The 11,447-nt window shown below is 58.7% G+C and carries 10 protein-coding genes; 3 read left to right on the top strand and 7 right to left on the bottom strand.

Annotated elements, in window-relative coordinates; translation table 11 throughout:
- Positions 1-28: 28 nt before the first annotated feature.
- From QQK16_RS06560 to QQK16_RS06530, 7 genes are all read right to left on the bottom strand, one after another.
- Positions 29-475 carry a hypothetical protein gene (locus QQK16_RS06560; RefSeq protein WP_284195625.1) on the bottom strand — a complete coding sequence of 149 codons (447 nt, stop codon included), beginning with the start codon at positions 473-475 and terminating at the stop codon, positions 29-31.
- Between the two features lie 149 nt (positions 476-624).
- Positions 625-1,005 carry a hypothetical protein gene (locus QQK16_RS06555; protein WP_284195624.1) on the bottom strand — a complete coding sequence of 127 codons (381 nt, stop codon included), beginning with the start codon at positions 1,003-1,005 and terminating at the stop codon, positions 625-627.
- 147 nt (positions 1,006-1,152) lie between these two features.
- Positions 1,153-1,404: a hypothetical protein gene (locus QQK16_RS06550; protein WP_284195623.1), complete on the bottom strand. Its 252-nt coding sequence runs from the start codon at positions 1,402-1,404 to the stop codon at positions 1,153-1,155.
- Positions 1,405-1,623: 219 nt separating this feature from the next.
- Positions 1,624-2,355: a hypothetical protein gene (locus QQK16_RS06545; RefSeq protein ID WP_284195622.1), complete on the bottom strand. Its 732-nt coding sequence runs from the start codon at positions 2,353-2,355 to the stop codon at positions 1,624-1,626.
- A 297-nt stretch (positions 2,356-2,652) separates the two neighbouring features.
- A complete protein-coding gene (locus QQK16_RS06540) occupies positions 2,653-3,477 on the bottom strand; it encodes an abortive infection family protein (RefSeq protein ID WP_284195621.1) in 825 nt (274 codons plus the stop codon).
- A 402-nt stretch (positions 3,478-3,879) separates the two neighbouring features.
- Entirely contained in the window at positions 3,880-5,625 is a 1,746-nt protein-coding gene (locus QQK16_RS06535) for a methyl-accepting chemotaxis protein (RefSeq protein WP_284195620.1), read from the bottom strand.
- 58 nt (positions 5,626-5,683) lie between these two features.
- Positions 5,684-6,778 carry an alkane 1-monooxygenase gene (locus QQK16_RS06530; RefSeq protein WP_284195619.1) on the bottom strand — a complete coding sequence of 365 codons (1,095 nt, stop codon included), beginning with the start codon at positions 6,776-6,778 and terminating at the stop codon, positions 5,684-5,686.
- Positions 6,779-6,886: 108 nt separating this feature from the next.
- Between QQK16_RS06530 and QQK16_RS06525 the strand changes: the two genes are divergently transcribed.
- The 3 genes from QQK16_RS06525 (at position 6,887) to QQK16_RS06515 (ending at position 11,434) form a co-directional block, all read left to right on the top strand.
- Positions 6,887-9,094, top strand: coding sequence for a UvrD-helicase domain-containing protein (locus QQK16_RS06525; RefSeq protein WP_284195618.1), 2,208 nt, complete (start codon positions 6,887-6,889; stop codon positions 9,092-9,094).
- A gap of 65 nt (positions 9,095-9,159) precedes the next feature.
- Positions 9,160-10,887: a tetratricopeptide repeat-containing response regulator gene (locus tag QQK16_RS06520; protein WP_284195617.1), complete on the top strand. Its 1,728-nt coding sequence runs from the start codon at positions 9,160-9,162 to the stop codon at positions 10,885-10,887.
- A 223-nt stretch (positions 10,888-11,110) separates the two neighbouring features.
- Complete coding sequence (locus QQK16_RS06515) at positions 11,111-11,434, top strand: hypothetical protein (protein ID WP_284195616.1); 324 nt, start codon at positions 11,111-11,113, stop codon at positions 11,432-11,434.
- Positions 11,435-11,447 lie beyond the last annotated feature (13 nt).

The raw sequence follows: 11,447 nt of genomic DNA, 5'->3' as shown, positions 1-11,447 counted from the left end.
GCGGACATGATTACGCCAGAAAACACGCTCAGCGCGTGCTTAATACTTCCAACCCGATGACTTGACCATGCTGCCCAAGAAGCGTCCGCCTCCACGGGCCGGCGTATGCATATCTTGCGGCAAACTCAGCAACGTAAGTGACGACTTCGGTGGAGGTTGGCCATTCCGTGCAGGGTATCGTCATCTCATCGACGAATTTTTGGGCTGCAGAAAGCATCGCAGCGGTAACCATTACAGTGGGCTCAGTATGGCAAGATGATTTATCCAATTCCATTTTCGCCACACCGAGACTGTTAAGCACGCCCAAGGCGCTTTCGCGGTAGTCACCTACCGGCGCAGATCGTGCCCCAAGCAGCATTCCATAAGCAGTAATGGCACATCTCGCTTCATCCCCCACGATGCATTGCGCCAGCGATATCAACTCTTGGAGACTTTGGCAGGTAGACGCAGGTCCGAATAGTTGGTGTTCATTCATTCTGTGCATCTTCTATCTACTGGTGTTTTGAAAATTTGAGAAATGCTCATGAGGCTAAACATCTGCTGCTGGTCGCTAGTGATCCACAAACAGCACGTAGGGCAATGGCAGCTTGAGGCCATCATCCCGCTGCCCCACTCGCTAATCTCCTACCAAGTTTCAAACTCGCCCTTTAAGGCAAATTCGATGAACGCTGTAATCAATTCCCTATCATCGACATCTAGCTCAACGGAAATCCCAGCTTCTTCATGGAACATTTTCGCGAGCAATGCCTTCTTTTCTTCCCGTGCCGGGTCGGCGATATAGGCATTAAGCGCAATGGCAAACGCGATTGCATCTTGTGCTGCTACAACTTGACCCGCATTCCAATCGTACTCTCCCTGCCAAGGGCTCTTATCGCCATCCCAATTCCTTGGAGCAACTGTACCTATTGCTTCCCAACCGTAGTGCAATATCGCCAAATTAATGTAGAAAGCCCAGCCAATTGTTGTAAAGTAGAATTCCTGTCCGTGCTTGTTGCGTAAGTCCATGCCCATATGAGTTACCTGATTGCTCGACGGTTAAAACGAATAATTGATCACCAATGACCTACAGTGGTTATCCTAGCACAAATTGTACGGCGGCCGCTTCGAGCGTAGGGTAATGGGATGGACTCCTCCCTCCCATTGTCCTACGCGCTAGTCAAGTTGTTGCCAAGCAGGCTCTGACTCTCCATACTCCCAACACTTGAATTGAATGCGCTTGACCGCATGATCGATGCGATATGTTACATAGAAGCCTTCCCAGAGTTGGCTTTGCATCCAACGAAATCCCATGCTCGAGGTCTCTGGTGACCAGCCAGGAATGTGAAAACTGTATTCTGACTCGTTGCCGTCGAGTTCTTTGCGAAGAGTAGCGATGGCTACTTCTGTCTCTTCTCGTGTTGCCATGGCGTATCTCAAAAGGTTGAAACCCAAACGTTGGAGGTAACGTGCGGCTAGAACACCGTAGCGCGCAATAAGCAACGCGCATTGCGCCGTATGTTATCACCTCACGTAGGCTGAGATTAGCTTTGTGTAGCCATTGCTGTATTCGGTGTCAACCCAAGGTTGAGCCTCTATTCATACGGCGCAATGCCCGTTGCTTATTGCGCCCTATTCACTAAAAGGTTAGGCACGATCATTTGTCACCAAGTCAATTTGCCGAAGAAGCAACCGACCAAGAGATGTAATTTGATACCCCCTTACTTTCTGACGACCGGTTTGAGTGTCAAAAATGGGCTGTTTTGTTTTGGGGTCTAGTTCATATTTCGTTACCAGCAAACCAAGTCGAACCAAGTGTTCCTTATAACTTTCTTGAAGAGCATGTTTATCAACCAAGTCTTGACCACCACCTAAGTATGGAGTTATCGGCTTGAGTATTTCTTTATGGGCCCCTATGAATTCAGCATCACTACCTACCGTTGGGTTTAGGTAGTAGCGCAACCAAACAACTTCAATATCATTCAATTCGCCAAGAATTTGTAGTAAATGTTTTGATTCAGTATGTGATACTAATGTGGAAGAGATGCCATTAACTAGCAATGCAGATAGATATAGGCGGCGCTCATCTGAGATGGATTTAGCCGCTTGCCTAATACTCTCTTCAGCTAAGTCTGTAAAATTTTCATTACTCAACTGCTCGGACAGGTGCCCGTGATCTAAACGAGATAGACGACTCTCCAATTCAATGGCAAATTTTGCAAGGCGATCAATGCGTTGGTTCGGGATGACAGTGCCAGCTAACTCAGCTAGTAACGAGCCTGCGAATGGGACCATTCCAAGGACGCCCTTGGCTGCGGCAGTGACATAGTCAGTAGAATCAGACTGCAAGTTTTTGGGCGTGTTGGGAGTGATGGTCATGCTGGGCGCCTAACAGTTAATAATAGACCTTTGGGCATAAGCCCGCAAACATCGAGAAAAATAGCGCATTGCGCCGTATGCTATCGCCACCTGCACGCCGGTAGAATACACAACGTATAACCAACTTGCTAAGTGGTGCCCGGCAACTGCCTTTGGCAACAAATCGACGAATAGGTATTGGCAGGCCTCTATGAGCACGGGGATGTAGCCTTCGCTGTATTCGATGCCAAACCTAAGTTGAGCCTCCATTCATACGGCGCAATGCGCTTTGCTTATTGCGCCCTACGCGCTGAAAGGTTAGCGCTTTTTTTCATCCCATGTCTCGATAACAAACAGAGCCAAGGTATGCGCCGAGTTTATTGCTAAGCGTGCGTGACGAGGTTTGATGTTGTATAGCTTTCTTCCTTGCCCATGAGCGGAGCTTGCATGAGTTCTGAAGGCACCTATTCCATCAACTGTTGAAATTATTCCAGTCAATATTCTTTTTAAATCATCATCTTCAAGCGCGCCGGGGTCGAATCCGAGATCACTTCTTACAACTTTCCAAACATTTTGTAGGTCTTGCTTTTGTGGTACCTCTAGATTTTCATCTGCAATGTATACCTTGAATAGAGACTCCAGAATATTGCAGGCTGCCGAAACGGCTTCGCGAGGCTCTGCATTTACGTTTACCAATGCTCGATTGAATTCGGCCTCAAGTGCAGGTATGTCACGCCCCTTTATTAATTCTTGCAGTGACCTGCTAGGGGATGATGTTCCGTCGGAAATGTGTCCACCTTGGACGTATTGCAGGTTGCAACGTTTAAGTATTGATTTTAGCTTTTCTCTTAGTTGTTTCTTGGGGCTCTCTATTGAATGACCGAAGATTATTGATTCCTTTTCATCCTGCTCCGGAATCTCCATGTAGCACTCAATGAGCTTGCCAAGTACACGCAGTGGCTCTTTAGCCTCTTTGTTTATACGACGTAACCAAGCTTGTGTCTTAACAGGCTTTGAGCCTTCGGGAGGATCACCTGGAGCGTCAGCGTGTAAGAACAAACTATCCAGTGATGCGTGCGACTCAATAGACGGAAAACTCTCCGCTAGCACGGCGATAACTGGGGCAGGGATTTCTTTTCTCATCTCAGATGCCGCTCTAGAAAGCGCTAACAGTGTTTATACGGACCCGCGGGTCCGTATATCAATTAATATTAAGGGTGCCGTAAAATCGTCGTAACTCATTGATTTTCAGTCGCTTGCGATTCGCAGTGCAGTATAACAACAACAGAAAACCGGGCGCCACGACGTTCTCTATGTCTATAGGGTATGGTGAAACGCTCTCTCGCATGCAAGCCCGGAATGGATCATTAGCGGACGACCAAACCCAGTGTGCTCAGGGTCCGCTTAGGCCGAACTCCAGTCACACGGGCTTGCCAAGTTGGTGGTCTGCGCTTGGTCAACAGTGACGCATAAGCACCTAGCCTAGCCGCATTCGTCACCGCCTCAACCAAGCTCAAACACCTGCCACCCGACATTTCAAGCCCCCTACACCGCAAACCTCGCCACCGCCCCGCCCAACGACTGCGACAAGGCATGTAGCCCCCGCGAAGTCGCATCCAGCGATTCCACGCCCAGCTTGGTCTCCTCGGCCATGGCGGCCAGCGATTCGACATGGCGGGCCAGTTCTACGCTGGTGGCCTGTTGTTCGCCCAGGCGGTCTGATAGATCGTCCACTCTTGCCAGGGTGCCATTGGCGGCCTGCTCGACCTGGTTGACTGAGTCGGCGGCGGCAGACATGGTCTGCACCACGCCGCCTATCTGGCCCAGGGCGGCTTGTACGCTTTGTTCGGCCTGCTCTACCCCGGTGCGCATCTGTGCCAGGGTGTGGGTGATTTCGCGGGTGGATTGGGCGGTGCGCTCGGCCAGCTTGCGTACTTCGTCGGCCACCACGGCAAAGCCCCGGCCTGCTTCGCCGGCGCGGGCGGCTTCGATGGCGGCGTTGAGGGCCAGCAGATTGGTCTGTTCGGCCACGTCCTTGATCACACCCACCACGGCGCCCACCTGTTGCGAGGCGCCGTCCAGTGATTCCATGCGCTCGTTAGCCTCGATCAGGCGGCTGGCCAGGGCGTCGACCTGGGCGGTGGCGGCCGAGATGGCCTCGTGGTTCTGGGCCGAGAGGCTGCCGGCGCGCTGGCTCTCTTGCCGGGCTTCGCGGGCGTTGGCGGCGATTTCGTGGATGCCGACGGCGAAGTTCTCGACGGCGGCGGCCATTTCTGAGGCCAGCTCCTGCTGCATCTGGCTTTGCCCCAGGGTGGTGCCGGCCACCTGGGCCAGTTGCCCGGCATCGCCGCCCAGCCGGCCTGCCTGGCTTTGTATGCCGCCTATCAGCTCGCGCAGGTTTTGCTGCATCAGGCGCAGCCGGCCCAGCAGGCTGTGTTCGTGGGCCTGGGCGATGGGGGAGGCCAGGTTGCCGTTGGCCACCTGGTGTACGGCCTGGGCCGCAATGGCGGGCTCGCCCCCCAGCATCTGCACCAGCTTGCGATAGGTGTAGGCCAGGCCCAGCGCCAGGCCGGCCAGGTTGATGGCAATGGCCAGCCAGACCAGCCACAGGTCGAAGGTTTTCTTGGCCTGCGCGGCCTGCACGGCGCCTTCGGTGCGTTGCTCCATCAGCTGGTAGAAGGCATCGACCGGCTTCATGATGCGGGCTTTTTCGGCGTGGTAGGCGCTGTCGTGCATCAGCCGGCGGGCCAGTTCCAGGTCGGGCTCGGCGGTTTTGCTAAAGCCACCCTGGCCGTCGTCGAAGCGGCCTTTGACGGCATTCATGGCGATGGTCTCGGTCTTGACCAGGCCGTCTGAATTGGCCTTGGCTTCGTTCAGCTTGGCGAACTCGGCCTCGCTGAAACCGGCGGCCTTCATCATGTCCAGCAGGGCTGTGGGCCGGCCATCGGGCCGGGGCTTGGCCTCGCCTGCGGCCACAAAATCCCAATAGATGCGGTGATAGGCCTCGGGCAGTGGTTTGTCGCCATTGCGGATGGCGATCACATCCCAGTACTGCCGCTCGTAGGCGGGGTCGCCGGTTACCACATAGGTGCGCGCCAGCCGGGTCAGGTCGTCGGAGCTTTGCCGCAGGGTATCGGCCAGCAAATAGGATTGGTAGCGGTTGGCCTGGGCCTGGCTCAGTTCGTCGACGGCGGCCGACAGGCGGCTGAGGGTGAACAGTATCAGCAGTACCAGCAGCAACGATGCGGCGGTGAGCCAGATAAACAAGGAGCGCAGGCGCAGCTGGTACATGGTGGGGCCTCGGTTGAGTCGACAGGTCGAGTACCCGGTTTAGCTGAGCTGGCTGGGGCTATGAATCATTCATTTGGGGTAAATCGCCCCATTTTTTTGCACGCGGGTTCATGACGCGGAACCACAGGGGCGGTATCAGGGCCAGCGGAATCATGCCGGCATAGCCCGATGGCAGTTGCGGGGCGTCGGGGAAGGGGCGCAGGGCCTGGTAGGGGCGGCTGGGGTGGGCGTGGTGGTCGGCATGGCGTTGCAGCTGGTAGACGAACAGATTGGAGAACAGGTGGTTGCTGTTCCAGGAATGCCGGGGGGCAACGGGCTCGTAGCGGCCATCGGGCAGGGCGCGCCGTTGCAGGCCGTAGTGCTCCAGGTAGTTCACCACTTCCAGCAGGCTGAAGGCCATGACGGCCTGCCCCAGCCAGAACAGCAGGGCCCACGGCCCCAGTGCCAGGGCAATGGCGAGGCCCAGAGCCAGAGGGATGCCGCAGTGCCGCCACATGGCATTGCGCCAGTGCCAGCGGCTGTGGCCCAACCGCGCCATGCGTTCGAACTCCAGCCGCCAGGCGGCCTGCCAGGTGGCGGGCACGCAGCGCAGATAAAAACGGTAGAACGATTCGCCATAGCGGGCGGTGGCCGGGTCGCCCGGCGTGGCCACCCAGGCGTGGTGGCCGCGATTGTGTTCGAGCGTGAAGTGGCCGTAGCACACCGGCTGCAGTAGCAGTTGCGCCAGCAGGCGCTCCAATCGGGTGCGGCGGTGGCCCAGCTCGTGCGCCACCACGATGGCGATGCCGCCCACCACGCCCATGCTGAGGGTGGCGCCCAGCCGGGTCTGCGCGGTCCAGTCTGGCTGGGCGGCACACCATAGCCCCAGCAGCAGGGCTGCCCAGTAGGCCGGTACATAAAGGTAGATGACCAGGTCGAACCAGTAGTGCCGCTGCGGCTCGCCCTGCTGCACGGGTGGGCTGGGGTCGTCGCCCAGCAGCCAATCCATGCAGGGGGCCAGCACAAACGATACCGCCAGCAGTTGCCAGGCGCGCCAGCCGCCGTCCAGGAAGCCTGCCATGGCCTGCAGCGGTGTAATCAGGGCCACCATGAAGCCGACCTGCTTGAACAGGTTCCAGGCTGCGCCCGGTGCGGGGTGGAGTAACGACGACATGGGCGGGGTTTCCTGGCCTGTTGACCATTCCAATTTACGCCGGGCCATCGCGCATCACAAGACACTGATCGCACGGGTTTTTCCGGGGCGGCGGGCAGGCTTGCTAGAATGGGCGCCATACCTATCTCCGGCCCTCCTATGTCGTCCTCGCTGCTCAACGGCCTTAATCCCGAACAACTCGCTGCTGTCACCCTGCCGGCCGTGCCCGCCTTGATCCTGGCCGGCGCCGGATCGGGCAAGACCCGCGTACTGACCACCCGCATTGCCTGGCTGCTCAGCACCGGCCAGGTGAGCCCCCAGGGCATACTGGCCGTGACCTTTACCAACAAGGCCGCCAAGGAGATGCTGACTCGTATCTCGGCCCAGCTGCCCATCAATGCGCGCTCGCTGTGGGTGGGCACCTTCCATGGCTTGTGCAACAGGCTACTGCGGCTGCATTGGCGCGATGCCGGCTTGCCGCAGGCTTTCCAGATACTCGACAGTGCCGATCAACTGGCGGCCATCAAGCGGCTGCTGAAGGCGCTGAATATCGACGACGAGAAATACCCGCCGCGCGATCTGATGCACTTTATCAATGCCAACAAGGAAGAAGGCCGCCGTGCCCACGAGGTGGAATCGTGGGACGACTACACTCGCCAGCTCAAGCAGCTGTACGAGGAATATGAGCGCCAGTGCCGCCGCGAAGGGGTGGTGGACTTTGCCGAGCTGCTGCTGCGCAGCTACGAGCTGCTGCGCGACAACGCGCCCTTGCGCCAGCATTACAACGCCCGCTTCCGCTATATCCTGGTCGATGAGTTCCAGGACACCAACCGGCTGCAATACCGCTGGCTCAAGCTGCTGGCCGGCAAGACCGATCCGCTCAACCGGGCGCTGGGCAAGGTCGATACTGCTACGGGCGAGACCATCCCCGAGGCGGCGGTGTTTGCGGTGGGCGACGACGACCAGAGCATCTATGCCTTCCGAGGCGCCAATGTGGGGAATATGCGCGATTTCGAGTCGGATTTCGCGGTCCAGACCGTGATACGGCTGGAGCAGAACTATCGCTCCCACGGCAATATCCTGGATGCGGCCAACGCCCTGATTACCCATAACCGGGGCCGCCTGGGCAAGAACCTGTGGACCGAGGAATGCGCCGGCGACCCTATACGGGTGTTTGAGGCTGCCAGCGATTTCGAGGAAGCCCAGTTTGTGGTCGATGAGGTGCGCCAGCTTAACCGTGAGGGCCAGGCGCTCAGCGATATGGCCGTGCTGTACCGCTCCAACGCGCAATCACGGGTGCTGGAACATGCCTTGTTCCAGGCCGGCTTGCCCTACCGGGTATATGGCGGCCTGCGCTTTTTCGAGCGGCAGGAAATCAAGCACGCGCTGGCATATTTGCGGCTTATCGCCAATGTAGAGGATGACAACGCCCTGCTGAGAGTGATCAACTTCCCGGTACGGGGGATAGGCAACCGCACGCTGGAGCTGCTGGGCGAAACCGCACGCGGCACCGGCACCAGCATCTGGCAGGCCGCCTGCTCGGGCGGGGCAGGCCGTAGTGCCGCTGCCGTGGGCCGGTTTGTGCAGCTGATCGAGGGCATGCGTGCCCAGGCCGATGGCCTGAGCCTGCCCGAGCTGGTGCAGTTGGCCATCGAGCAATCGGGGTTGCTGGAGTTTTACCGCAACGACAAGGAAGGTCAGGACAGGTTGGAAAACCTGGAACAGCTGGTGTCTGCCGCCGCCCGTTTCGTGCAGGACAACGAAGACAGCGTGGTGGACTTTCTGGCCCAGGCCAGCCTGGAGGCGGGCGAGCACGAAGCTGCGCCCGGCCAGGATGCGCTGCAGCTGATGACGGTGCACGCTGCCAAGGGGCTGGAATTCCACGCGGTGTTCCTGACTGGTGTCGAAGAAGGCCTGTTCCCCCACGACAACAGCATCAACGATCCGCAATCGATAGAAGAAGAACGCCGGCTGGCCTATGTGGCTATTACCCGCGCCCGCCGCCGGCTGTATATCAGCCTGGCGCAAAGCCGCATGCTGCATGGCCAGACGCGTTTTTCCATCGCCTCGCGCTTTTTGAGCGAGATACCGGAAGACCTGCTGAAATGGCTGAACCGGGGCTATGCGCCAGCCGCCATGCCGGCCCGCAAGCCGGAGAAGGCGGCGCCCGAGCACGGTATGCGGGTGGGTGCCAGCGTGGCCCATCCCAAGTTCGGCACCGGCGTGGTGATCGACTACGATGGAACAGGCAAGGGTGCCAATGTGCAGGTGAATTTCGGTGCCGCCGGCGTGAAGTGGCTGGCGCTGGATTATGCAAAGCTCACCTTGGTGAGCTAACTATATATTCTGGGCCGCCTTGCTGCGGTTCCAGATAGGCAAGCTGCACCGGGAGGTAGACTGTCATGGCCGAGCTAGCTGGTAATTCCGCCCTGTTTGCGGCGCGCGCCGCGCGCGCTGGGGGCGACGACAGCCCGGAAGAAGTGGCAGCCCGCACCATGCGGCGGGGCCAGATTGAGGTCGATTACAGCGCCAAGCGCTTCATGGTGATCGACGCTGTGCAGGAAATGCGCGCCGCCATGAACAACACCCTGTCCACCTTCGGGGTGACCAAGGTCGAATACGCCCATCGCGCCACCGAGGCCATCGGCATGATCAAGCGGGGCGACTACGATGTCATCCTCTGCGATTTCGACCTGGGCCACGGCTACGACGGCCTGCACCTGCTGGAAGAGCTGAAGCTGCGCAACCTGATCAAGCCCTCGGCAGTGTTCATGATCGTCACCGGCGAGCGGCGCTCGCGCATGGTGATCTCGGCGGCCGAGCTGGCGCCGGACGACTACCTGCTCAAGCCGTTTACCGGCGAAGAGCTCAAGCAGCGGCTGGACCGCATCTACAACAAGAAGGTGGAATTCGAGGCGCTCGATGCCGCCATGATGAACCAGGACTATTTCAAGGCCCTGGCCGAGTGCAACGAGCGCATCGGCCGCAAGGACCCCTTCCTGGTTGATTTCCTGAAGATGAAGGGGCGCATCGCCCTGACCATAGGCGACTACCCGCTGGCGCGTGATACCTACCAGCTGGTGCTGAACGCCCGCGAGATACCCTGGGCCAAGATGGGGCTGGCCAAGGCGCTGTTCCACCTGAAGGAATTCGCCCCCGCCCGCGAGATTTTCGAGGCCCTGCTGGCCGAGAACAACCGCATCATGGAAGCCTACGACTGGCTGGCCAAGATCCACCAGGCCGAGCACGAACACCAGGAAGCCCAGGGCGTGCTGGAAAAGGCACTGGAGTTATCGGCGGCCAATGTCTCGCGGCAGAAGAAGCTGGGCGAGGTGGCCATGCGTAATGGCGATTTCGAGACGGCCACCAAGTCATTCCAGCAGACCATCAATATCGCCAAGTATTCGTTCTGGCGCGACGCTGGCGATTACGCCAGTCTGGCCAAGGCCCACCTGGGTAGCGGCAATGTGATGGAGGCTGCCAAGGTAGCGGCTGATGTGCGGCGTGAATTCCGCTACGACCAGAAGGCCGAGCTGCTGGCCACGGTGATGGAGACCCAGGTGGCCATCAAGCAGGGCAACGACAGCCGCGCCCAGCAGATATTGAACAAGGCCAAACAACAGTACCAGGCCGTGGCCAGCGAGCTGCCCAACCATTTTGCGCTGGAACTGGCCGAAGCCTGCTACCAGCTGGGCGAGGATGCCGCTGCCGGCGAGATTGTGCAGAAGCTGGTGCGCAACCACCACGAGGACGCCGCCGTGCTGGAACGGGTATCGGCCATGTACGAGGCTGTGGGGCGCTCCGACCTGGGCCAGGAGATGATAGAAAACACCGCCCGGGCCATCGTGGCGGTCAACAACGAGGCCGTGCGCATGGCCCAGGCTGGCGATCTGGGCGGCGCCGTGCAGAAGTTTATCCACGCTGTGGACGAAATGCCCGCCAACGTACAGGTGATGCTCAACGCCGTGAACGCCATGCTGGCCTATGTATCACGGCTGGGCTGGCACCAGGAATACATGGAACTGGCCCAGACCTACCTCGACCGCGTCAAGGCGCTGGAACCCGCTAGCGTGAAATACCTCAAGCTCAAGGATGCCTACGCCACCGCTAGACGGCGGTTCAGGGTTTGAGCACAGGGCGCATCGCGGCGCTTGCGCCTGCCCTGAGCTTGAACTGTTGCGTCGCGGAAGGCTATTCGAGGTAATGGCAAGCGCCAGTGTCCCCCCTGGCGCCATCGCCTCTCGTAATCACGCATCCCAAAAACGTGTTCATCGCGTTACAAATCCCATGGACTGAGTCCATCCGCTCGCCTAGCATGCAGGCGCTCAGGCTGCCCCAGGATCGCTACGCGCCATGTCCCCCTATCTGCTGATGTCGCTGCATGTCGTGACCCTGCTTGGCCTTTTGATGGCCAGCGGGATGTTCGTGCTGCCCCTGCATGACGAACTGGATGACGACGCAGACCGCTGGCGCGTGTTGAAGCTGGGCCGGATGGGAGTATGGACCGCCGGTCTGGCCTGGTTGGGTAGCCTGGTGGGCGCCTGGGCCAGTTGGCCGGGCTTGAACGAGCTGGGGCGCTGGCTGCTGATGGCTGGCCTGCCGCTGGAACTACTCTGGTTGGGGCTGTGCAGCCATGTGATATGGCGCGAAATTCAAACGATAAAGGCCACAAAATAAAATGGGCCATATG

Origin of the sequence: Chitinimonas prasina (assembly GCF_030160395.1) — a bacterium.
GTDB lineage: Bacteria > Pseudomonadota > Gammaproteobacteria > Burkholderiales > Chitinimonadaceae > Chitinimonas > Chitinimonas prasina.
The sequence above is the reverse complement of the archived record's forward strand: the minus strand, read 5'-3'. Positions and strand labels throughout refer to the sequence as shown.